26 protein-coding genes are annotated in these 22,277 nt (G+C 62.0%); 10 read left to right on the plus strand and 16 right to left on the minus strand.

The window, feature by feature from the left end:
• Positions 1-70 precede the first annotated feature (70 nt).
• On the minus strand, positions 71-1,096 hold the full coding sequence (locus SJY08_RS07140; RefSeq protein WP_006727769.1) for a GlxA family transcriptional regulator: 1,026 nt from the start codon (positions 1,094-1,096) through the stop codon (positions 71-73).
• A gap of 345 nt (positions 1,097-1,441) precedes the next feature.
• On the minus strand, positions 1,442-1,720 hold the full coding sequence (locus SJY08_RS07145; RefSeq protein ID WP_054151368.1) for a hypothetical protein: 279 nt from the start codon (positions 1,718-1,720) through the stop codon (positions 1,442-1,444).
• Here SJY08_RS07145 and SJY08_RS07150 point away from each other — a divergent pair.
• From SJY08_RS07150 to SJY08_RS07160, 3 genes are all read left to right on the plus strand, one after another.
• A complete protein-coding gene (locus SJY08_RS07150; protein ID WP_377275155.1) occupies positions 1,713-2,072 on the plus strand; it encodes a hypothetical protein in 360 nt (119 codons plus the stop codon). The two genes, SJY08_RS07145 and SJY08_RS07150, sit on opposite strands and share 8 nt — an antisense overlap.
• A gap of 39 nt (positions 2,073-2,111) precedes the next feature.
• Complete coding sequence (locus SJY08_RS07155) at positions 2,112-3,008, plus strand: LysR family transcriptional regulator (RefSeq protein ID WP_054151366.1); 897 nt, start codon at positions 2,112-2,114, stop codon at positions 3,006-3,008.
• A gap of 68 nt (positions 3,009-3,076) precedes the next feature.
• Positions 3,077-3,514 carry an acyl-CoA thioesterase gene (locus tag SJY08_RS07160; protein WP_377275156.1) on the plus strand — a complete coding sequence of 146 codons (438 nt, stop codon included), beginning with the start codon at positions 3,077-3,079 and terminating at the stop codon, positions 3,512-3,514.
• A 4-nt stretch (positions 3,515-3,518) separates the two neighbouring features.
• On the opposite strand, the gene SJY08_RS07165 is transcribed toward SJY08_RS07160, so the two are convergent.
• Both SJY08_RS07165 and SJY08_RS07170 read right to left on the minus strand, forming a co-directional pair.
• Positions 3,519-4,148 carry a histidine phosphatase family protein gene (locus SJY08_RS07165; protein ID WP_377275157.1) on the minus strand — a complete coding sequence of 210 codons (630 nt, stop codon included), beginning with the start codon at positions 4,146-4,148 and terminating at the stop codon, positions 3,519-3,521.
• A 45-nt stretch (positions 4,149-4,193) separates the two neighbouring features.
• A complete protein-coding gene (locus SJY08_RS07170) occupies positions 4,194-4,919 on the minus strand; it encodes a pyridoxamine 5'-phosphate oxidase family protein (protein ID WP_377275158.1) in 726 nt (241 codons plus the stop codon).
• A 64-nt stretch (positions 4,920-4,983) separates the two neighbouring features.
• Here SJY08_RS07170 and SJY08_RS07175 point away from each other — a divergent pair, with 64 nt between their 5' ends.
• A complete protein-coding gene (locus tag SJY08_RS07175; RefSeq protein ID WP_377275159.1) occupies positions 4,984-6,435 on the plus strand; it encodes a PLP-dependent aminotransferase family protein in 1,452 nt (483 codons plus the stop codon).
• On the opposite strand, the gene SJY08_RS07180 is transcribed toward SJY08_RS07175, so the two are convergent.
• Positions 6,373-6,999, minus strand: a complete 627-nt coding sequence (locus tag SJY08_RS07180; protein ID WP_377275160.1) for a TetR/AcrR family transcriptional regulator — start codon at positions 6,997-6,999, stop codon at positions 6,373-6,375. The genes SJY08_RS07175 and SJY08_RS07180 overlap by 63 nt on opposite strands.
• Positions 7,000-7,097: 98 nt before the next feature.
• Between SJY08_RS07180 and SJY08_RS07185 the strand changes: the two genes are divergently transcribed.
• Positions 7,098-7,694 carry an NAD(P)H-dependent oxidoreductase gene (locus tag SJY08_RS07185; protein WP_377275161.1) on the plus strand — a complete coding sequence of 199 codons (597 nt, stop codon included), beginning with the start codon at positions 7,098-7,100 and terminating at the stop codon, positions 7,692-7,694.
• Positions 7,695-7,800: 106 nt separating this feature from the next.
• Here SJY08_RS07185 and SJY08_RS07190 read toward each other — a convergent pair whose 3' ends face one another.
• Together SJY08_RS07190 and SJY08_RS07195 are read right to left on the minus strand one after the other, a co-directional pair.
• Entirely contained in the window at positions 7,801-9,147 is a 1,347-nt protein-coding gene (locus tag SJY08_RS07190) for a replication-associated recombination protein A (protein WP_377275163.1), read from the minus strand.
• Between the two features lie 21 nt (positions 9,148-9,168).
• Positions 9,169-9,639, minus strand: a complete 471-nt coding sequence (locus SJY08_RS07195) for a RidA family protein (RefSeq protein ID WP_377275164.1) — start codon at positions 9,637-9,639, stop codon at positions 9,169-9,171.
• A gap of 85 nt (positions 9,640-9,724) precedes the next feature.
• Here SJY08_RS07195 and SJY08_RS07200 point away from each other — a divergent pair, with 85 nt between their 5' ends.
• Positions 9,725-10,453 carry a helix-turn-helix transcriptional regulator gene (locus SJY08_RS07200; protein WP_377275165.1) on the plus strand — a complete coding sequence of 243 codons (729 nt, stop codon included), beginning with the start codon at positions 9,725-9,727 and terminating at the stop codon, positions 10,451-10,453.
• Between the two features lie 95 nt (positions 10,454-10,548).
• On the opposite strand, the gene SJY08_RS07205 is transcribed toward SJY08_RS07200, so the two are convergent.
• From SJY08_RS07205 to SJY08_RS07235, 7 genes are all read right to left on the minus strand, one after another.
• Positions 10,549-12,582: an ASKHA domain-containing protein gene (locus SJY08_RS07205; protein ID WP_377275166.1), complete on the minus strand. Its 2,034-nt coding sequence runs from the start codon at positions 12,580-12,582 to the stop codon at positions 10,549-10,551.
• A gap of 250 nt (positions 12,583-12,832) precedes the next feature.
• A complete protein-coding gene (locus SJY08_RS07210) occupies positions 12,833-13,807 on the minus strand; it encodes a methyltetrahydrofolate cobalamin methyltransferase (protein WP_377275167.1) in 975 nt (324 codons plus the stop codon).
• Positions 13,808-13,876: 69 nt separating this feature from the next.
• Positions 13,877-14,974, minus strand: coding sequence for a methylenetetrahydrofolate reductase (locus SJY08_RS07215; protein ID WP_069041320.1), 1,098 nt, complete (start codon positions 14,972-14,974; stop codon positions 13,877-13,879).
• Positions 14,975-14,976: 2 nt separating this feature from the next.
• Entirely contained in the window at positions 14,977-15,576 is a 600-nt protein-coding gene (locus SJY08_RS07220; protein WP_377275168.1) for a methylenetetrahydrofolate reductase C-terminal domain-containing protein, read from the minus strand.
• Positions 15,569-15,871 carry a virulence factor gene (locus SJY08_RS07225; protein WP_006727754.1) on the minus strand — a complete coding sequence of 101 codons (303 nt, stop codon included), beginning with the start codon at positions 15,869-15,871 and terminating at the stop codon, positions 15,569-15,571. Before SJY08_RS07225 ends, SJY08_RS07220 begins: the two co-directional genes overlap by 8 nt.
• Positions 15,872-15,979: 108 nt before the next feature.
• Complete coding sequence (locus tag SJY08_RS07230; protein ID WP_377278504.1) at positions 15,980-16,765, minus strand: formyl transferase; 786 nt, start codon at positions 16,763-16,765, stop codon at positions 15,980-15,982.
• Between the two features lie 2 nt (positions 16,766-16,767).
• Positions 16,768-17,415 carry an exopolysaccharide biosynthesis protein gene (locus SJY08_RS07235; RefSeq protein ID WP_054151311.1) on the minus strand — a complete coding sequence of 216 codons (648 nt, stop codon included), beginning with the start codon at positions 17,413-17,415 and terminating at the stop codon, positions 16,768-16,770.
• A gap of 278 nt (positions 17,416-17,693) precedes the next feature.
• Here SJY08_RS07235 and SJY08_RS07240 point away from each other — a divergent pair, with 278 nt between their 5' ends.
• Positions 17,694-17,807, plus strand: a complete 114-nt coding sequence (locus SJY08_RS07240) for an entericidin (RefSeq protein WP_150127522.1) — start codon at positions 17,694-17,696, stop codon at positions 17,805-17,807.
• Between the two features lie 27 nt (positions 17,808-17,834).
• Here SJY08_RS07240 and SJY08_RS07245 read toward each other — a convergent pair whose 3' ends face one another.
• A complete protein-coding gene (locus SJY08_RS07245) occupies positions 17,835-18,461 on the minus strand; it encodes a DUF1638 domain-containing protein (RefSeq protein WP_377275169.1) in 627 nt (208 codons plus the stop codon).
• Positions 18,462-18,499: 38 nt separating this feature from the next.
• Between SJY08_RS07245 and SJY08_RS07250 the strand changes: the two genes are divergently transcribed.
• Entirely contained in the window at positions 18,500-18,661 is a 162-nt protein-coding gene (locus SJY08_RS07250) for an entericidin (protein WP_377275170.1), read from the plus strand.
• 208 nt (positions 18,662-18,869) lie between these two features.
• Here the strand turns inward: SJY08_RS07250 and SJY08_RS07255 are convergent, their stop codons facing one another.
• Positions 18,870-19,571, minus strand: a complete 702-nt coding sequence (locus tag SJY08_RS07255; RefSeq protein ID WP_377275171.1) for a corrinoid protein — start codon at positions 19,569-19,571, stop codon at positions 18,870-18,872.
• Between the two features lie 271 nt (positions 19,572-19,842).
• Here SJY08_RS07255 and SJY08_RS07260 point away from each other — a divergent pair, with 271 nt between their 5' ends.
• Both SJY08_RS07260 and SJY08_RS07265 read left to right on the plus strand, forming a co-directional pair.
• Positions 19,843-21,408 carry a trimethylamine methyltransferase family protein gene (locus SJY08_RS07260; protein ID WP_377275172.1) on the plus strand — a complete coding sequence of 522 codons (1,566 nt, stop codon included), beginning with the start codon at positions 19,843-19,845 and terminating at the stop codon, positions 21,406-21,408.
• A 98-nt stretch (positions 21,409-21,506) separates the two neighbouring features.
• Positions 21,507-22,211: a ferredoxin gene (locus tag SJY08_RS07265; RefSeq protein WP_377275173.1), complete on the plus strand. Its 705-nt coding sequence runs from the start codon at positions 21,507-21,509 to the stop codon at positions 22,209-22,211.
• Positions 22,212-22,277 lie beyond the last annotated feature (66 nt).

Below are 22,277 nucleotides of genomic sequence, written 5' to 3' on the forward strand. Positions count from 1 at the left end.
CGCATGTTTGAGCCATTATTGAAGCCTCAAGAGATCGATCTGGGTGCTTCGACGACCTCGGGTGGCGGACTTACACCACAACCCCCGTCCTATTGCTCGACATTGTGAGCTTCCGCTCCGCGCGCTCCTGCTGGGGGGAGCGGTTGTAGAGTTCGCGGTAACACTTGGAGAAGTGGGAGGCGGAGACGAAGCCGCAGGCGACGGCGACTTCGACGACTGGCATGGAGGACTGGACCAGTAGGTGGCGGGCGCGGTCGAGGCGGATTTCGAGGTAGTAGCGGGCGGGGGAGCGGCCCATTTCCTGTCTGAACAGGCGTTCGATCTGGCGGCGCGAGAGGCCGGCGTCATCGGCGATTTCCAGAAGCGACAGGGGTTCTGCGAGATTGGCTTCCATCAGCTCGATGATCTGCAGCACCTTGGAATTCTGCACGCCGAGGCGGGCCCGTAGGGGAAGACGCTGGCGATCGTTGGCGGAGCGGACGCGGTCGGTCAGGTGCTGTTCGCAGACGCGGTTGACGAGGCCTTCGCCGAAATCCTGGCCGATCAGGTTCAGCATCATGTCGAGCGAGGCAGTCCCGCCGGCGCAGGTGTAGAGATTGCCGTCGACTTCGTAGAGGTCGGCATAGACTTCGGCCTGCGGGAAGGTTTCGGAGAAACCGGGCAGGTTTTCCCAGTGGATGGCGCAGCGCTTGCCGTTCAGCAAGCCGGCCTGGGCCAGCACATGGGCGCCGGTACAGAGGGAGCCGACGGCGACATTCCGGTTGTAGGCTTCGCGCAGCCAGGCATTGACCGACTTGTTGTTGAACTCCTCAACATAGATGCCGGAACAGACGATCGCCATGTTCGGGCGGTTTTCGCCGCCGAGAAAGCGGCGCTCGTCGGCGAGCGAGGAATTCACCTCGATGCCGATGCCCGAGGAGGAATAGACCTTCTGGCCATCGACGGAGGCGAGGCGCCACTCATAGGCGGCATAACCCAGCATGCGGTTGGCGATGCGCAGCGTCTCGATGGCGCCGGCAAAGGGCAGAAGGGTGAAATGCGGGACGAGGAAGAAGACGATGGATCGCTTCTTGGTTTGCGGCTGTATCTTGCTCATGATGATGCCCAGTTGTCCTTGCTGCCGTTCCCTTGTTTTGCAGGCATGCTCCGCCTGAATCGATCGGCGCGATTGTCGTTTTACGACATTGTCATCCTATCGCGCGCCGCGCCCGCATCGGCAATTGCTAAAGAACGACATTTTCCGACTTTTTTCAGGCTGCGACGCCGTGAGCCAGGCGCCTGATGCGGCTCGGCGGCAGGTAATTGAAAAACCTTGATTTCGCGGACCGGGGTGGCTTGGACTGGGAGGTGGGCACTGCCCCGTTTGCGACGCGGTTGGGCGGCTCCGTCGCAAACGGGGTGCCGGATCGGCGCGAGGCGCCGCCGGGGTCGGCGGCCAGTGTCAGGGCGCGGTGTCGCCGGAAGGCCAGCCGAGGTCCTTGCGCAGGTCGAAGGGCAGGGCTTCGAGGGCGGCCGCGTCAAGACGCCGGCGGCGGTGCTCGGCGAGGGCGCGGGACAGCGTCCGGATGATGGTCGCGAGGCGATCGGCGGCATGGCTTGCGCGCTCGTCGAGCGTTCGCGCGGCGGCGGTCAGGCCGGCGCTGTCCGTGCGCGCGTTGAGCCGCGGGATCGTCCGGGAACTCGGCCGAGGCAAAGGGGTGTCGCAGCAAACCATGGTCATGGTTGTTATCCTCTTGGTGGTGGCCCGTCTTTCGCCTTGCTGGTTGGGCCAGAGCTCTGTTGTGATCGGCTTCATTCCATCAATCAAACGAATGTTTCTGATGTTTGGCATTCTGAAAACTGATCAATTGGCGATGGCGGGTGAGGCCGATATCATCGCGCAGGGCGGGGCCGAGGATGGCGAGCGCCGCGCGGGTCTGCTCGCGCACGGCATGGCGGCGAGTGTTGCTGAGCAGCGTCTCAAGCTTCTGCTGGACGGTCTGGAAACCTTGCTGTGTCATGCGGCAATCCTCCTGTTGGCGGTCTGTGAGGAGAAGGATGCGCCCGGATTGACATTCAATCAAACGCAATAGTATCGTTCTCAAGTTCAATTTTGTTGAAGGTCAATCCTCATGACTCTCATGCTGCGCCAACCGCTTCCGCTGCTCGACAACGATGTTCTCCGGACCTTCGTGGCAATCGCCGAGACCGGCAGTTTCACCACCGCCGCCGACCGGGTCTATCGCACGCCGTCGGCCGTCTCGATGCAGATCAAGAAGCTTGAGGAGCAGCTGAATGTGACGCTGTTCCTGCGCGATGCGCGCTCGGTGACGCTGACCGAAAGCGGCGAGGTGCTGCTTCCCTATGCGAGGCGGATGCTGGCGCTGTCGAACGAGGCGGTGGGGCGTTTCCGCATGCCGGAGATGAAGGGGGTCGTCAGGCTCGGCGCGCCCGACGATATCGGCGAGCGCTTCATGCCGACGATCCTGCGTCGCTTTGCCGAGCTCTATCCGCTGATCATGGTGGACCTGACGGTCGATACATCGGGTGCGCTTCGGCGCAGGCTTGCCGAACAGCGGCTGGATCTGACACTGGTCAATTGCGCGCCGGGTCAGGTGGTGCATGAGGGCGAGGTGATCCACCAGGAACAACTGGTCTGGGCGGGTGCCAAATGCGGTACGGCGCATATCCGCGATCCGCTGCCCGTGTCGATCTGGGAGGATGGCTGCTGCTGGCGGGCGGATGCGCTGGCGAGACTCGACAAGGACAAGCGACCCTATCGCATCGCCTATCTCTCGGCACACACGATGGCGCAGCGGGCCGCCGTGATTGCCGATCTCGCGGTGGCGCCGCTTCCGCGCAGCTATCTCACTGATGACATGACGGCGCTGGGTTCCAAGCACGGGCTGCCGGAGCTGGGGTCCTTCGAGGTCAGGTTGCTCACCGGCAAGGAGACGAGTGAGACGATCCAGGCGGTGGCCGACAGCGTGCGTTATGCCTTTTCCGAGATGATCGGGATGGCGGCGTAAGCCTGCGCGATCGGTAAACGGTTAGGGAATTGGCTAAGTGGCGAATAGCGAGTAGGATTTGATTTGATATGACGGATGACAAGCGGCCGGCACTGCGGCTCGAGGATTTTGCGGGGCAGGCTTACGACAAGCTGCGTTATGGCGATACGGACCGGCAGGGGCATGTCAACAATGCCGTCTTTGCCACCTTCATGGAAACGGGGCGTGTGGAGCTGATCTACAACCCGCAAGATCCGCTGCTGGACGAGGGTTTTTCCTTCGTGCTGGCCAAGCTCGATATTGACTATATCGCCGAGGTTTTGTGGCCGGGTAAGGTCGAGATCGGTACGCGGGTAACGCGCGTCGGGCGGTCGTCGGTCTCCATGCAACAGGCGGTGTTTCAGGCGGCCAAGCTCTGTGCCTCTGCCGAGACGGTGGTGGTGCATTTCGACCAGACGACGCGCAAGTCGCATCCGTTTTCGGAGGCGCAGCGGGCGAAGCTCGAGGGGTGGATGCAGGTGGGGTGAGGTGTCAGGCGATCCCGGCGAGGTGGGCTTTCTCGCCGAGCTGGATCACACTGCGGCTCTTCCACTGGGTGTTTTCCGCGAGATGGGTGATGCTGCCGGAGGGGACGGGGAAACTGACCCGGCCGAGGCAGTCAATCGGCATGCCGATCCACCAGGCGATGACGAAGGTCAGTGCGAAGCCGTGGGTAACGATGACAAGGGCATCGGCCGGATCGGCCATCAGCGCATCCATGGCGGCGTATATTCGGGTGCCGGTCTGGCGTCGGCTTTCGGCCCCTTCGATGCCGCCGGTGTCGTCGAGGCCGCCTTCATCGGGCACCGGCAGGCGGCGCGTGTCGAGCCAGGCCTGTGGCTTTCCTTCCGCGACACCGTAGCTCATTTCGCGCAGGCCGGGCGTCAGGCGGGGCGTGAGGGAGAGGTGTCTGCCGATGATTTCGGCGGTCTCGCTGCAGCGCAGGAGGTCGGAGGAGACGAGGGCCGGGGTGTCTTCGGCGCAGAGTTCGGTGATGCGGGCGGCGATCGCGTCTGCCTGACGGCGGCCGAGATCGGTGAGCGCGGTATCATACCAGCCGCCGACGCGGCCTTCGACATGATGGACCGATTGCGGATGGGTGACGACGTAAAGGGTCTTCATGCGGGGCCTCGCTTTCGATGCGCGCCCCGCAATCGGAGGCCTGGATCAGGTCTGCTTTTCGTAGAGAGCCTGGCTCTCCGTCAAGACCTCGTCGAGGCGTCTGCCCGCTTCAAAGTGGGCGAGGTGGTCGGGGAAGGTCACACCTTCGGGCACCTTGGGGCAGATTTCGGGCAGGCCGAGCCGTGTCTCGACCGGGATGACGCCGGCCCAGACGCGGGCATCGACATCGGCTGGGTCGTCGGAGACGCCGCCTGAGCGGACCTTTGCCGAGGCCTCCTCGATGCGCATGCCGATGACCATGGTGCCCTTGGCTTCCTGCGGGTCGTTTTCGCGCAACACGTCGGTGCGGCCGGGATAGAAGCGGTCGACGACGGCTTTGAGCGCGTCCGCCTTTTCCTCCGGGTCGTCGATGATATGGGCCGTGCCAAAACACATGGCGGAGCGGTAGTTGGCGGAATGGTGGAAGCCGGAGCGGGCGAGCACCAGGCCGTCGAGATGGGCGACGGTGAGGCAGACGGGGATGCCGGACTTCTGGCTCTTCAGCATGCGGCTGGCGGACGAACCGTGCCAGAACAGCCAGTCGCCGTCGCGCCAGTGGATGGTCGGCGTGCAATAGGGCTGGCCGTCAATGACATAGGCGACGTGACAGAGCAGGGCCGCATCGAGCACGGCATAGACGGCGTCGCGGTCATAGGCTGCGCGCTCATGCAGGCGTTTTGCCCGGTTGCGCGGGGTAACGGGGAAGGATTGTGGCTCGGGTCTCTCGTTCATGCTTGCCTCCTGACGGCTGATGCGGCAGGGATAGTCTGATAGATTGGTCCAAAGAAGATCCATAATGGCTAAAAATATCCGAACCAATTCCGACTGGTCTGCGAGCACGCCGATGCTGCCGGCGCAGGGGCCTCGGCGGCTGGCGCTCTATCGTTCGCTGCGCGGGCTGATCGAAAGCGGCCAGATGAAGCCCGGCGACAAGCTGCCGACGACGCGGGATATCGCCAAACGGTTTGGCGTGTCGCGTGGGGCGGCTGTCGCGGCTTACGAGATGCTGGTGGCGGATGGGTTTGCCGAGGCGCGTGTGGGGGCAGGGACCTATGTGGCCGAGGCCGTGCCACTGCTGCAGGCGGTGTCCGAGCCGCAGGTGATCGAGGTCCAAGAGGTGGAAGCGCCGCTGCCCGGCGCACTCGGTTGTTCGACGGCGGACGAGACGACGCTTCGCATCTTCCGCATGCTGATGAACCGGCATCTCACGCAGCCCTCGGCGCGGCATTTCCACTACAACGATCCGGCGGGAAGTCATGCGCTCCGTGTTGAGGTCGCGGCCTATCTGAAGGCGGCGCGCGGGGTGGTGTGCGAGCCGGATCAGTTGATCATGACGGCGGGGACGCAGCAGGGGCTGGATCTGGCTGTCAGGGCACTTCTGAAACCCGGCGATCCGGTCTGGATCGAGGACCCCTGTTATGCAGCGGCGCGCGAATTGTTTGACGGCACGGGGATTGCCGTGACGCCGGTGCCTGTCGATGGCGAAGGGATCGATGTGGCCTCAGGGATTGCGGCGCGGCCGGATGCCAAGGCCGTCTATGTGACGCCGTCGCATCAGTATCCGCTGGGTGTGACGCTTTCCATGGCCAGGCGGCTTGCCCTGATCGACTGGGCGCGGGCCACGGGAGCCTATATCATCGAGGATGATTACGACAGCGAGTTCCGCTTTGCCGGCCCGCCCTTGAGCGCGCTTCAGGGCATCGATGGCGAGGGGCGGGTGATCTATTTGGGCACGTTTTCGAAGACGCTGCTGCCCGGTTTTCGCTTCGGCTATGTCGTAGTGCCCCGACACTTAAGTGAGCGGATCCTGACGATTCGCCGGCTAATGGATCGCTTCCCGTCGACGCTGGCGGAGGATGCTCTGACGGAATTCCTGCGCGACGGGCATTTTTCGGCGCATATCAAGCGGGCGCGCAAGCGGGTGAAGGCGGCGCGGGATGCGCTCATCGAGGCGCTCCGCTGCGATCGGCTCGCGGTGACCGTGCCGGAACAGGGTTTGCATCTGGTGGCCGAGCTCGACGGGGCGGAAGACGATGTGGCGCTGGCGGCTGAGGCGCGGGCCGTTGGTTTCGGCGTCAAGGCGCTGTCGCCGCTTTATCATGGCGAGACGAAACGGCGCGGACTGGTGATCGGCTTTTCCGGCTTTGCGCCTGACGTGCTGGCGCAGGCGGCCCGGCGTTTCGTGTCAGGCCTTCAAGGCTCGCCGATACGCGACGCCGTCGACCCAGATCGTCAGCATCTGAGATAAGAGCTGCTGCGGCGGCGCAGGGTTTGGCCGCGACTGCTTTAGCCCTTCCGACATTTCGAAGACGATGACCTCATGGAACAGCGCCTGGGCACCCCGGGCGTAAAGGCGTGCTTCGCCTGAGGTGAGAGAAGGATAGACGCGGGTGAAGAGGGCGGCGACCTGGTCTTCCACCTCGAAGCAGAGGCGCATGAAGGTCTCGGTATAGGGGCCGGTGACGATGGCCGCCTGGCTGAGATAGAGCTCGGCAAAGGCCGGCTCGCGGCAGAAATAGGTCAGCCAGGGGCTGAGCAAAGCGCCAATCTGGGTGTCGAGCATTGATTCTGGATCGATGCCGACGCCCTTGCGGCCGGCTTCGGCCAGCTGTTCGATCTCGGTCAGGCCGAGGGCCGCCAGGAGATTGGTCTTGTCGCCGAAATGGGCAAAGACGCTGGATTTCGCGACTTTGGCGGCATTGGCGATCTGGTCGATGCTGGTCTGCTCGTAACCCTGACGGGAAAAGAGGTCTCGCGCGGCGGCCAGAATATGATCCCTGGTCTGACGGCTGCGGGTTTGGCGAAGCTTCATGCGCGAATCCTTTTGGTCGAGCCTACGCCAAATATATGTTGACCACGGTCAATTTCATCTCCATAAAATGACCACGGTCAAAAATACGAGTATTCCTCATGTCCTTCCTGTCGCGCGATGCACAGCCCTCCCGGCTTCTTGTTCTCAACGGCAATCCGGCCAGGGATGCCCTGTGCGGCGCCATGGCGGAAAAGATCGCCAACGAGGCGCGGCGGCGCGGCCAGACGGTTCGGCTGGTGCATCTTGAGGATCTCGATTTCGACGCCAATCTCCGCCAAGGCTACCGCGCGCGCATGGAATGGGAACCGGATCTTCAGGCCTTTGCCGATAGCCTGACCTGGTGCGACCGGCTGGTGATCGTGCATCCACTCTGGTGGGGATCGGCGCCGGCGCAGCTCAAGGGCCTGCTCGATCGTATCCTGATGCCCGGTTTCGGCTTTCAATACATCGAGGGTAAGGCCTTCCCGAAGCCGTTGCTGGCAGGCCGCAAGGCCCGCGTCGTCATCACCTCGGATACGCCGACCTTCTTCCTCAAATGGTTTTACGGCAATGGCTGGGTGAAGGTGCTGAGACGCCAGATCCTGGGCTTTTGCGGCTTCAAGGATTTGAAGGTGAAGTATTTCAGCCCCGTGCGCGGTGCAAAGCCGGAGGCGCTTGCGAAGATGGTGGAGGATGCGGCGGGGATTTTGGGGTGAGGAGAGCCGGGATTCAGCTTTAGTAGTGCCCGATGTGGAATGGCGGGTTTGGTACCCTGTGTCGCGCTACGCCTTCGGCGTTGAGGTTCTCACGAGGGTGCTCCGATTACTCGAACTCGCCGCGGACCGTTCGGCGAAGTCTCGAAACGAGGTCCCGCAAAGCGAACTCACCACCGCGATGGGTGGGGCGATAATAGTCTTTTCCAACCAGCAGATCCGGCGGATACTGCTGCTGGAGAACACCGTCTGCGTTCGTATGCGGGTAGCGGTAGCCGACTGCATTTCCCAGCGCCTTTGCGCCGGAGTAGCGACCATATCTCAGGTGTGCCGGTATGGATCCGACAGCGCCCGCTCGAACATCCGAAATAGCCTCATCGATCGCCATGATGACCGAATTCGATTTCGGGGCCGTCGCTAGATAAACTGTTGCCTGCGCCAGCGCCAAGCGCGCCTCGGGCATTCCGACGAGTTCAACAGTCTCTGCCGCAGCCACCGCAGTTACCAAGGCACTGGAATCGGCCAGCCCGACATCTTCACTGGCATGGACAATCAACCGTCTAGCGATAAATCGGGGATCTTCTCCCGCAACAATCATCCGTGCAAGATAGTGGAGGGCAGCGTCCGCGTCGGAACCTCTAATCGACTTAATGAACGCGCTTATGACATCGTGATGTTGGTCGCCATCGCGATCGTAGCGCACTGAGACTTCTGCAATCACCCTTTCCACCGCACTCAGATCGACCAAGCAGTTATCTTTGGAAATCAGGCCATCTGCGCTTGCCTCCAACACCGTGAGGGCTCGGCGGGCATCCCCCGCTGCAAGACGAACTATCGCGTCGATCGCTTCGGACGAGATCGAGATGCGGCGGTCAAGTCCGCGTGGATCCGTCACGGCCAAAGCAATGACTTCACGAATATCGGAATCGGTTAGTGATTGAAGCTGGAGCACCAGCGACCTCGACAGGAGCGGTGCCACGACTGAGAATGACGGATTCTCAGTCGTGGCGGCCACCAAGTGCACAACCTGGTCCTCAACGGCACCCAGCAGCGCGTCCTGCTGGGTCTTAGAGAACCGATGCACCTCATCTATGAACAGTACCGTCTGTTGAGAGAATTGATCCCGCCGCCGCCGCCCATCGTCGATAACTTCGCGTATTTCCCTGACGCTGGTGGAGAGCGCTGACAGAGCCACAAAGTGGCGCGACTCGACTGCGGCGAGCAGACGGGCGATCGTCGTCTTTCCGGTTCCCGGAGGCCCGAACAACACTATTGATGCTGCTGGGCCACCTTCGATGAGGCGTCGAAGAGGAGTGCCGGGACCCAATATCTGCGACTGCCCGACAACCTCCTCGACCGAACGCGGACGCATGCGTACCGCCAATGGTAAACGCACTCCCGTTTGTTTCGACTGAGAGGCGCCGGATTGCAATCCTTGGAACAGATCCTCTGTCACGATCGCCCTAGCTCCTTGACATCAATCCAGGGCAACAACTGCCTCTACCTCGAAGAGCATCGGGTCGATCGCCAGCTTTGGCACTGAGATCATGGTCTGTGCCGGCAGCGTTTGCCCAAACATACGGGTTACGTTTTCCGTGAGGATGCCGAGCTTGGACATGTCGTGATCGACAACAAAAACCGTAAGCTTGGCAACCTGATCCGGTCGAGCGCCGATCGCTTCGAGGGCCACCGCGAGATTGTCGTAGGCCTGCGTCACTTGGGTGGCAAAATCGGGGGAAAGTTGGCCTCTGCTGTCGAAGCCTCCCTGTCCCGATACAAAGGCCAGGCGTTTCCCCTGCGGGATAACGACTGCAGTGCTATAACCCTTTGACGTTGGGTCACCCAGGCTCGGCGGGTTCACTATAACCAGATCATCGGCAGTTGCATTTCCTGTAAGACCCATAATGATTGCTCCTCCAATGAGCAGATGTTTGCAGCCTTTTGTCATCGTGTTGTTCCCTTGCGTCTCAACACGATCAGCAGTACGAGCAAATGGTGCCAGAAATTGTCACCAATCATGCTAGGGTGTGGTCATGAAAAGCCGCACCCGCCAAGATGCAATAGTTCGCGCCCTCCGTCGCTCCTCAAGCGCGACAGTGGACGAGTTGGCCTCAGAAGTAGAGGTCTCTCGCCGGACGGTGCTTCGGGACATCAGCTCGCTGCGGGATCAGGGCTTCGTCATCCATTCGGAACCGGGGCCGGGAGGCGGCCTTCAGCTGGAACCGCGGTCAGTGCAGACTGCGTCGCCACTTTCTGTCGCCGAGGTGTTTGCGCTGGTAATCAGCGTCTCCACGATGCAGAACGGGCAGAGCTTTCCCTTTTCCACTCTGGCCGATTCCGGCCTTGGCAAGATCGAACGGACCCTTCCCCCGGAAAAGGTGCGTGAGCTACGTAGCCTTCTCGCCAGTCTGCATGTTGGCCGGTTATCCCCACTCCAAGACATCTCGGGAGCCGGCCCGGTCGATCCTGACTTGCTTCCCGCTTTCGAGGCTGCATTCCTTCAGCGAAGACTGCTGCGCTTCAGCTACAAGGATGCAAAGGGCGCGCAAACCTACCGAGAGGTTGAACCGCAAGCCATGCTGATTCTACCGCCGCTTTGGTATCTTGTGGCGTGGGATCCGGGACGCGCCGACTTTCGGCATTTTAGGATGGATCGGATCAGTAGCCCCCTTGTCGTTGACGGAGCAACGTTCCGCAAAAGACGCGTACCCTTCGAGGACGACGTATGCCCGTTCCGAGACCTGAAGGATCGTGGAGCTTGAAAGTGTCTGAGCTATAGAGGCATGCAGGCGCGGTTTCTTGGCCTATAGTCACATTCAAGGCAGAAAGCTGCCTATCATGATAAAACGCCCCCCTTCTACTCCCTACTCCTCCTTCTCCTCCGCCCGCCACCCTCACCATCCCCCTCCGCCAGCACCTTCCGCTCCGGCAGTGTCACGACGCTTGCGAGCTTCGGGAACGGATCGACCTTGTTGGGCAGCGCCATGGCGTCGATGAAGAGTTGCTGGAAATGCGGCTCGAGGGCTGTTTCGATCTTTTCGATGCGGGTGACGGTTTCCTCGATTTCGCGGCGGTAGTCGCGGTTGAGGAGGGCCATCAGGGCGCCTGTGCCGGCGGCGTTGCCGACGGCCTTGACTTCATCAAGCTCGCAATCGGGGATGAGGCCCAAGACCATCGCGTATTTCGGATCGATGAAGGAGCCGAAGGCGCCGGCGAAGCGGATGGTGTCGACGGTCTCGACTTCGAGCTTTTCCATCAGGAGCTTGATGCCGGCATAAAGGGCGGCCTTGGCGAGCTGGATGGCGCGCACGTCGTTCTGGGTGACGGTGATCTTCTGGGCGCCGTCATGCAGCAGGTAAGAGAAGGTGCGGCCGTTTTCGAGAATTCTATGGCTTTTCGCAGCCATGCCGCCGTCGACGACGCCATCGGTGGAGATGACGCCGGAGAGATACATTTCGGCGACGACCTCGATGATGGCCGAGCCGCAAATGCCGGTGATGCCGGTCTTTTCGGCGGCCTCGGCAAAGCCTTCCTCATCCGACCACTGCTCGACGCCGATGACCTTGAAGCGGGGTTCGAGGGTAACAGGATCGATGCGGACGCGCTCGATGGCGCCAGGGGCGGCGCGCTGGCCGCAGGAGATTTCGGCCCCTTCGAAGGCAGGACCTGTCGGGGACGAGGCTGCTACCGTGCGTTCGCGGTTACCAAGGACGATCTCGGCATTGGTGCCGACATCGACCAGCAGCATCATCTTGTCCTGACGGTGCGGGCCTTCCGAGAGCGTGGCGCCGGCGGCATCCGCGCCGACATGGCCGGCGATGCAGGGGAGGCAATAGACGCGGGCGCCATGATTGATGGCAAGATCGATCTCGCGCGACCAGGTGTGCACGGCGCCGGAGACGGCGAGCGCAAAGGGTGCCTGGCCGAGTTCCGTCGGGTCGATTCCGAGGAAAAGGTGGTGCATGATCGGGTTGGCGACGAAGACGGCGTCGAGGATATCATTCGGATCGACGCCAGCTTCCGCGCAGACCTTGACGGTGAGATCGTTGATCGCCTGACGCACGGCCTTGGTCATCGCCTCGCGGCCATCCGGGTTCATCATCACATAGGAGACGCGGCTCATCAGATCCTCGCCGAAGCGGATCTGCGGGTTCGACGTGCCCGAGGAGGCGATGACGCGGCCTGACAGAAGCGAGACGAGATGCATGGCGATCGTCGTCGAGCCGATGTCGCAGGCGATGCCATAGGCCTCGTTGTGCAGCCCCGGCCAGAGCGCGATCATGTTGGGGCGCGAGGTGTCGAGGTCGCGGTGGATGGCGGCGGTGACGCCCCAATTGCCCTTGCGCAAGGTCTTCTGGACATCCGGCAGGAGATGCTGAGCGACGAGGATGTCGTTGAAACCCCAGTCCTTTTCCAGCATCAGGTTCAGGCGGTCAAGATCGCCAAGCGGCTTATGCATGTCGGGTTCGTCAACCTCGACATAACATAGCTGGATGGCCGGATTGCGCGGGAAGGTGCGGTCGGTCGCGGCCTTGCGGATGACCTGGGCATTGACGACCGTATCCGGCGGCACGTCGACGACGAGATCGCCCTGGATGGTGGCCGAGCAGGAGAGGCGGCGGCCTTCCGGGATGGTGCGGACCTCGGCGTAACGCTTTTCCTTCGGGCCGACGGGCGAGATATGGTCGTTCGACGAGGTGATGCCGTGTTTGGCGAACTGGCCTTCCTGGACCTCGATCTGGCAACGCCCGCAGGTGGCGCGACCGCCGCAAACGCTCTCCACGTAGACGCCAAGCGTGCGCGCTGCTTCGAGCACTGTGGTGCCGATGGGGAAACGGCCACGCTTGCCGGAGGGCATGAAGAGGACGAGGGGATCTGCGGTCTCGGTCATCAGGGTCTTTCAGTTTCGAGGGACGTCTCCCTCATTGTTGGCGTCGGGGGTGGTATACCCCCCTCTGTCACTGCGTGATATCTCCCCCACAAGGGGGAGAGTGGTTTCCTTCTCTTCTCCCCAGCGGGGAGAAGATGCCCGAAGGGCAGATGAGGGGGCTGCTTGCGAGACGGTGGCTTCGCTCCCCCTCATCCGGCGCTGCGCGCCACCTTCTCCCCGCTGGGGAGAAGACAAGCAGCCAGCGTCTCATTCACTCCGTAGGTGCGCCACCGCCCACACGCGCGGCACGGCCGCCGCGGCGGCCGCCGCCGGTTGCGGCAGAGGCGGGGGAAGCGGCCGGGGCTGCGTGGGCGCCGCCTTCGGCGGGCTTGTAGTCGCGGTAGGTCTTGATCCAGTTGTAGCAGTTCTCGTCGGTGCCATTGAGCACGTTGGCGGCGCGGACGGCTTCCATTTCCTGCGGGCGGCAGGGGTTCATGATGGCAGAGGTCATGCCGGCACCAATGACCATGGGGATGAAGCCGGCATTGATGCCGTGACGATGGGGCAGGCCGAAGGAGATGTTGGAGAGGCCGCAGGTGGTGTTGACCTTCAGCTCTTCGCGCAGACGGCGGACCAGCGCAAAGACCTGCAGGCCTGCCGAACCGATGGCGCCAATCGGCATGACCAGCGGGTCGACAACGATGTCATGCGGCTTGATGCCATAATCCATGGCGCGCTCGACGATCTTCTTGGCGACGGCAAAGCGGACGTCCGGATCCTGGGAGATGCCGGTTTCGTCGTTAGAGATGGCAACGACCGGGACATTGTACTTGGCGCAGAGCGGCAGGATGGCTTCGAGCTTTTCCTCCTCGCCGGTGACCGAATTGACCAGCGGACGCCCCTTGGCGACCTTCAGGGCTGCCTCGATGGCGGCGGTGACGGAGCTATCGATCGCGAGCGGCACGTCGACGAGGCCCTGGACGATTTCCATGGTCTTGACCAGAAGGCCGGGCTCGGTCTCGTTCGGATTGACGGAGGTGACGCCGGCATTGACGTCGAGCATGGTGGCGCCCGCGGCGACCTGTTCCAGCGCGTCCTTGATGACCGTGTCGAAATTGCCAGCCTGCATTTCGGCAGCAAGCTTCTTGCGACCCGTCGGGTTGATGCGCTCGCCGATGACGCAGAAGGGCTGGTCGAAACCGATGATGATTTCCTTGGTGGCGGATGCGACGATGGTGCGGGTCATTTCAGTCCTCCGGTCGGTGCCGGCTCTCGCACGGCGGGAATGGGGTGTGCCGGCAAGAGCCGGGGAGAATCAATGGGGCTGGGTATTGGCGGCAAGGCCTGCGAGCGTCTGCTGGTCCTGGACCGGATCGGCGCCGATTTCGCGCATACGCTGGGCAGCGATGTCGTCGGCGCGGCCGTGCTCGCGCTTCCATGGGCGGCGGCCTTTGAGGATGCCCGACTCATGGACGATCTCGGCGACATATTCCTCCTGGCGATAGGCCATGACATGCACGCCGGAGACGCCCTCGATCTCCTTCACCTCATTGATGATGTCGATGCAGAGCTGCTTGCCTTCCTTCTTCTGATCCTGCGCCCCTTCGAGGCGGGCGATCACGTGGTCCGGAATGTGGATGCCCGGGACGTTGGAGCGGATCCACTTGGCCGTCTTGGCAGAGGCGAGCGGACCGACGCCGACGAGGATGTAGCATTTCTCGTGGAATCCGAGGTCGCGGACCTTCGCCATATAGTCGCGGAACATCGGCACGTCGAAGCAATACTGGCTCTGGACGAACTGGGCGCCGGCCTCGATCTTCTTGCCAAGCCGATAGGGGCGGAAGTCATAGGGCGGGGCAAAGGGATTGATCGCGGCGCCGAGGAATACCTTAGGCGGACTGGTCAGTTTGCGGCCGGACAGGAACTTCGATTCGTCGCGCATGGTGCGCACGGTCTCCAAGAGCGACATGCAGTCGAGATCGAAGACGGGCTTGGCGCCAGGCTGGTCGCCGGCCTGAACGCCATCACCCGTCAGGCACATGATGTTGGCGACGCCCATGGCGGCGGCACCGAGAACGTCGCCCTGGATGGCGATGCGGTTCTTGTCGCGGCAGGCGATCTGCATGATCGGGGCGTAACCCATGCGGGTCAGAAGCGCGCAGATGCCGACCGAGGACATGTGGCAATTGGCGCCGGAGGCATCGACCGCGTTGATGCCGTCGACCCAGCCGTCGAAAACCTTGGCGCGCTCATAGACGTCTTCCGGGTCGGCACTATCAGGCGGGTTGAGTTCGGCGGTGACGGCGAATTCGCCGCGGCGCAGGACGCGCTCCAGTCGGCCGAGCGAGGAATGGCCGGGCAGGGGATCGAGCGGCAGGTGGACCCCAAGCGGATTTTCATCGATATGGGCCATGCTCAGGCTTCCTTTGCCGTCTGTTTTTCCCGCTCGGCGGCGGCTTCCGCCGTGACGCGCAGCCAGGAGGATGTCTCGCGCAGCGACTGGTTGACCGGCTTCTGCACTTTCAGGATCGTGTCTCCTGCGACCATGTTGCGCGAGCCGTTCCAGGCCTGAACCCAGACGCAGGGCATGTCGGGCTCGACTTCGCAATTGCCGTTGGCGCGCACGCCGCCGCAGGGTCCGTTGCGCAACTGCTTGGGACAGTTCATCGGGCAGGACATGCCGGTCGAAGACAAGACGCACTGGCCACACATGCGACAGTCGAAAAGCAGGCCCTTCACATTGCGTTCGACGAAGGTGACCGGCGTTTCAACCCTGTTGTAGCCGAGCTTCTTCCAGACCGGATGGAGGAAGAGGAAGGCATTGGCGAAGTTGCGGTAGAACCATTCGAGGAAGCGCGAATTCCGTACGGCCCAGAGGCGGATCGTATAGGAGCGCCGGGCGCGGCGGTTGGGAGACACGCCTGCCGGCGTGAATGCACCGGTCTTGGCCTTGGCTGCGGGAGCGGCATTGCCCTTTTTTGGCGGGCCGGGATCCACGAGAACAGGTTCACCCATTGTCGCGGCCTCCGGCATGGACAAGCGCCACGAGGCGGGCCTTGTCGTAGGCGGCTTCTATTTCGGCGGCTGCCGTTTCGGCTTCGGCTTCGAGATCGTCACCGACCGGAACCGGATCGGCCTTGCGCCAGTCGGCGAGATAGGCGTCGGTTTCCGCAGCGCCAGTGCGCATCGCGGCCATGTCGATCGCCTCGGTGAAGCGCAGCGAGAGCTCGCGCTTGGCCGATTTGCGACCCTGCTTGACGATCACCTGAGCCGGAATATCCCGCCAGTAAACGACGATCTTGTCTGCCATGCCACTCTCTCCCTTTGGTGCCAGAATGCACGGGGGGCATTCGCCGGACTGCGCTTTTCACGACGTCGCTTGTCGCCAAAAACGACGCTGCCATGAGTCCTGATGTTTTTACCAGATTCGGCGCGTGAGACCGCACCAGATCCACGACCAGAGAGTGGGTGGGAAGCGCAGGGCGGACGGACCTTGCGGCTTGATGGGGGCGAGGCGACCGTTGAGCGCGTCGTCGATCGATTGGCGGGTGATGTCCAGAGCGGCAAGGGTCAGCAGAAGGGGATAGGTGGAGATGAAGTCTGATGATGCGGGTTTCGTGCGGACCTCGTAGAGCGTGCCGCCGGTATCCGTTCCGGCATCGACGAGATGCAGGGTGGCGCCGAAATTTTGCGGGTCGTTTTCGCGCAGCGACCAGTAGCCGCCCATCTGGCCGCGATAGTTCGGATTGATCCCGGCATGCAGGTTGATGACCGGGCAGGGCATGGCGGCGAGCTGACGCGCCGACATCAAGCGGGTCGATACGAGCAGGATGGCGCCGGGCTTCAACTGCTCGACGAGGACTTTCGTCTCCGGGGCGTTGATCGAGGTGACCGGATGGATCGGGACAGTGTCGGGCAGTGTGCGGTCCAGATCATGTTCGGCCAGCAGCGCCTCGACACGGCGATCCGCAAGGCGGCGCAGAAGGCGGGCGGCGATCATCGTGCCAAGCTGGCCGAGCGCTGTAATCCAGCCCAGTCTCCGTGCGCGACGTCGGGTGATCTCGCCCTTTCCCTCCGGGTTTTCCAGGAGAACGTGGACATCCATGCCGGCCTTGGCGAGATGCTGGATGACAATAATGGGATTGAGCCTGCCGGCGGTCATGACGACTACGCGGCGGGGTTCCGGTTCGGCTGCGTTCTCCATCATCATACGACGAGCGCGACAACGGCCACGGCGGTGTAGACGACAAAGGCGGCGACGACGAGAGAAAGCACTCCGATCACACAGCCGGCGACGACACCGAGACCGTCACGCTGGGAATGGGCAAAGCCGAGGACTGCCAGCGCAAAGGCCGGAGGCCAGTTTCCGAGCGGGATCGGCAGGAAGACGACGATGGCGAGGATCAGCGCGAACACCCCGATAAGCCGTTCGGCAAAGCGGCTCTCGAACAGCCAGAAGCGTGGGACTACCAGCTTTTCGGCCCAGCGCATCCAGGGAACCAGACGCTTGACGATTGCCTCGAAGGTCTGCGGCTCGACGCCGTAATCGCTTACGACACGAGGAAAGAACACACGCCCGCCCGGAGAGGCCATCATCTGCCAGGCGACGAAGATCAAGGGTAGCCCCAGGATGAAGGTGGCACCCGGTGGCATCGGCACGAGATTCGGAAGCGCGAAGACCAGAAGGAAGGCGCCGAAGGAGCGGTCCTGCAGCGCGATCGCGATGTCGCGGATCGTCACCTTGCGGTCCGTCGTGCGGGCCAACCGGACCAGAAGATCCGAGAGGTTTTCGGGATGCTTGTGTTCACGCGCGGTGGCAAGACCAGCCACCCATGTTTCCGCCCTGTCGGTCATTCGTTTTCTCTTGGTTCTTTGTTGACCTGACTGGCAGTGTCGCAAGGGTAGATTACAGGGAAATTAAAGCGGATCGGTGACACGGTCACGCTTTTGCGAATGGTGAAGGGAGAGTGAAGAGCGATAGGTCGAGTTATCTGATCATCGACGTAAGCCGCTGCCTTGATTTTTCCGCATGTGCTGGGCACCTAAGACGTCGGATATCGATCAGACGGGGAATCAGGATGACTGTTTTTTCTCAGCGCTTTGCAGGTGTCGGCGCCCTCATCATCGCCATCATGTTCGGCCTTTCCTCTTGCGGCAACACCATCCGCGGGATTGGCAATGATCTCGGCAATGCGGTCGACGCGACGCAGGATGCCGGTCGCAGCGTTGCGAATTCGGTGCGCTGACGCAGAGGTCACCCAAATTTGAGATGATCAGGCGGCCGGGGCGGCGCCCAGTGCTGCCGCAACCAGTTCAGGCTGCAGATCGCCGTAGCCTGTGAAGCGGTATTCGTAGTCCAGCTTCAGATAGTCTGCCGCCCATTTCGCCTTGGCTTGCAGTTCGGCGTCCTCGGTCTGGGCGAGGTAGACGATCTTCGTGTAATTGCCGAAGACCATGTCGCGCAGTTCGGGGTGCCGGTCGAGCTTCAGGGGTTCGATGACGAAGGCCTCGAACTGGCGGGTAATCAGGTCGGTCAGGTAGAATGCGGTAAATTCGGTCTCGCATTCAGCGAGAAACTTCTCGGTGCCGGTGAAGAAGGCATAACAGTGAGGCCCAGACAGGCGCTCGATGCCTTCCTCGCGACAAATTCTGTCAACTTCGCCTTGAGTGCCGCATTCGGCATAACCAATGAAGATGTTGTCATGGCCGGCAGCGCGGGCTTCAGCGATCTTTTCGTGCAGTGCCGGAGCGATGCGGTCCGGCCAGACATGCCAGATGGCGGGCAGACATTCCAACGTCAGATGATCAAGGCCATTCAGGGCTTTGACGGCCAGAATCTCGCGGGCAATCGCTCCGCACGCAATCACGTGAACCTTTTTTGATTTGGCGCGTTGTTCCATCGCATTCCACTCGTCACCCATACAGAAGGTACATCAACATGATGGCGAAAAAACTGACAGCCGGCGCAGCTCTCATCCTCACCGTCTTCGCACTGTCGTCCTGCGGCAATACGATCCGTGGCGTTGGCCAGGACGCTGCCAACACCGTCGATGCGACGCAGTCTGCGGGCCGCAACGTCGACGCTGCGGCTTCGCGCTAACCAGCGAGGCGAGGCAAGGCCCTGAGCGGCGCTGTAACAGGAGAGGGAGCATGACGCTCAGACGATTGCAAAGGCCAGTGCCATCTACATGATGGCGGCCATCCTGTACGCCGGAGGGCATGTCGCATGGCAATCCATGGCGAATGCCCCTCAGGACAACGTTTACGCAGAAGCCGGCCTCTAAGGCCGGCTTCTCTGTTTCTCAACCTCAGGCGCGAGCACCCATGCTGTTGTGCTTGCGGGAAATGAATTCCTTGGCCGTTTCAACGGCGACAGCGGCATCGCGGCAATAGGCGTCGGCACCGACAGCCTTGCCGAACTCCTCGTTGAGCGGCGCGCCGCCGACGAGCACGACATAATCGTCGCGGATTCCCTTTTCCTTCATCGTATCGATCACGACCTTCATGTAGGGCATGGTCGTGGTCAAAAGTGCCGACATGCCGAGGATATCGGGCTTTTCGCGTTCCAGGGCTTCCAGATAGTTTTCGACCGGGTTGTTGATGCCGAGGTCGATGACGTCGAAGCCGGCGCCTTCCATCATCATGCCGACCAAGTTCTTGCCGATGTCATGGATGTCGCCCTTGACGGTGCCGATGACCATCTTGCCCTGCTTCGGTGCGCCGGTTGCGGCGAGCAGCGGGCGCAGGATCGTCATGCCTGATTTCATGGCGTTGGCGGACAGGAGAACTTCCGGCACGAAGAGAATGCCATCGCGGAAGTCGATGCCGACGATGCGCATGCCTTCGACGAGTGCCTGGGTGAGGACGTCGTAGGGTGCCCAGCCACGGTCGAGCAGAATACGTGTCGCTTCCTCGATCTCTTCCTTGAGGCCGTCATAGAGGTCGTCATGCATCTGCTGCACGAGCTCTTCATCGGAGAGTTCGGAAAGAATGATGTCGTCTTCGGCCATGGTGGTGCTTCCCGCTTCTTTTCAAACGCGATTCCGGTCGCGCCGGGCATGAGACTGCCCGATCGAAAGTTAAACCTCAAGTTCGTGAAAAACTCTTTTCGATTACGACGTGGCAACCCTGAAAAGCGACGGTCCGGGACTAGTACGCCCAAAAGGCGATGTCTGTGAGACGCAAGCGGTTGGCGCATAAAGGATGGTTTCACATGCGGATTGGAATAGCATAATGGAGGAGAGAAGCAGCGCGGACGAGCGCTCGAGCGAGGAAGCAGACATGGACGACATCACGGCAGAACCGGGAGCAGGCCGCCGCCAACGCGGCGAAGGACGAGGGGCTGCGGCCCGCAGGGCATCGCGCAGCGGCGGCGGTGCCGGTCCGTCGATGCCCTATATCACCCGCAAGATCAAAACCTACGAGGTCCTCGACGAGGAAGGCCTGGAGCTGATCGAGCGCAATGCCGACACCGTTCTCGAAGAGATCGGCATCGAATTCCGTGAAGACGCAGAAGCGTTGGAGCTGTGGAGACAGGCTGGCGCCGACGTGAAGGGCGAACGCGTGCATTTCCCGAAGGGTTTGTGCCGCGAACTCTTGAAGACGGCCCCGTCGGAATTCACCTGGCATGCGCGCAATCCCGAGCGCAGCGTGCAGATCGGCGGCAATGCCACGGTGTTTGCGCCGGTCTATGGCTCGCCTTTCGTGCGCGATCTCGAAGGCGTTCGCCGTTATGCGACGCTCGAGGATTTCCGCAACTTCGTGAAGCTGGCCTATATGGCGCCATCGATGCATTCGTCGGGCGGCACGGTTTGCGAACCGGTCGACATTCCGGTGAACAAGCGTCACCTCGACATGGTCTACAGCCACATCAAATATTCCGACAAGCCGTTCATGGGCTCGGTCACGGCACCGGAGCGGGCGGAAGATTCGGTTGCGATGGCGAAGCTCGTTTTCGGTGACGAGTTTGTCGAAAACAATTGCGTCATTCTGAACCTGATCAACGCCAACTCGCCGATGGTCTTCGACGAGACCATGCTCGGCGCGGCCAAGGTCTATGCCCGTCACGGTCAGGCCTCGGTCATCTCGCCTTTCATCCTGTCCGGCGCAATGAGCCCGGTCACGGTTGCGGGCACGCTGACGCAGATCCTGGCGGAAGTTCTGGCTGGTGCCTCGTTCACCCAGCTCATCCGTCCGGGTGCGCCGGTGCTGTTCGGGACGTTTGCCGCTTCGATCTCGATGCAGTCGGGTGCGCCGACCTTCGGTACGCCGGAGCCGGCACTGGTGTCCTATGGAGCTGCCCAGCTCGCACGGCGCATGGGTCTCCCCTTCCGTACGGGTGGCTCACTCTGTGCGTCGAAGGTTCCGGATGCTCAGGCAGCCCATGAGAGCGCCAATACGCTCAACATGACGCTGCTTGCCGGTGCCAATTTCGTCCTGCACGCGGCCGGGTGGCTCGAGGGCGGCCTTGCTGCCTGCTACGAGAAGTTCATGATCGATCAGGACCAGCTCGGCATGATGCAGAAGATGGCACAGGGCGTCGATCTGACCGAAGACGGTCAGGCGATGGATGCCATCCGCGAAGTGGGTCCGGGTGCGCACTATCTGGGCTGCGCTCATACGCAGGCGAATTTCCAGACGGCCTTCTACCGCTCGGCGCTCGCCGACAACAACTCTTTCGAGCAGTGGGAAATCGAAGGTCGCAAGCGGATCGAGGATCGCGCCAATGTGCTCTGCCGCTCCTGGCTCGACGCTTACGAGGCGCCGGCGCTCGATCCTGATATCGACGAGGCGCTGCTTGCTTTCATCGCAAGCCGCAAGAATTCGATGCCTGACGCCTTCACTTGAAAGGGTCCCGTTGCCAGGGAGCAAGGCGGAGCCAACCAGGTTGCCGACATGATCCAAGAGGAGGTCTGGCGACCCCATTACAAGATCGAGGGGCCGCGATGAGCGGCCCTTCATTCGTTGTGCACAGTCTCGAGGCGCGGTTCGCTGCGCATGGACTTGCGCCGCGCGGACTTGTTCACTTCGGAGGGCAAGACGAGGCGCCGATGCTTGCCGACGGCGCGCCGGCAAAGGCCGCTCTCCTGATCGGGGTCATGGGTGGTGCGATGTGGCCGCATTTCGAGCGCTGGCGGATAGCGCAAGCCGACCATGGTGGCGCCGATCCGCTCGACCGTTGGTCGAAGCTGGTGATCGATCAGGTCGCCGATGAGATCGAGGCGGAAGCGTGCTATCCGTCAGATACGCCTTACCAACCCTTCCATCGCTGGGCGATGCGGGCCGAGGGACTGAAAGCATCGCCGCTCGGGATCCTGATCCATCCGCAGTTCGGTCTCTGGCACAGCTATCGTGGGGCGCTTCTGTTTCGCAACTGGGACGAAGCACAGGAGGAGCGGCCTGTGACCGGGCCGCAGCCCTGCGAGACCTGTCGCGGCAAACCTTGCCTGTCGACATGCCCTGTCGGCGCCATCTCGCTGGACGGGTTCGAAGTGGCGGCGTGCCGCGCGCATCTGGCGAGCCCTGAAGGGCAGGGTGGTTGCATGGCGTCGGGTTGTCTCGCCCGCAATGTCTGTCCGGTTGGAGCCGACTATCGCTATCCGAATTCGCAGCTGCGCTTTCACATGCAGGCGCTGAATTTGCTGGGATGATGGGGCTGCCCCGGTTCTTGGGATTTTCAGGCAAATGGCCTTCACATCGCCCGGAATCAGCGCCAA

Source organism: Rhizobium sp. R86522 (assembly GCF_042466255.1).
Lineage (GTDB): Bacteria > Pseudomonadota > Alphaproteobacteria > Rhizobiales > Rhizobiaceae > Allorhizobium.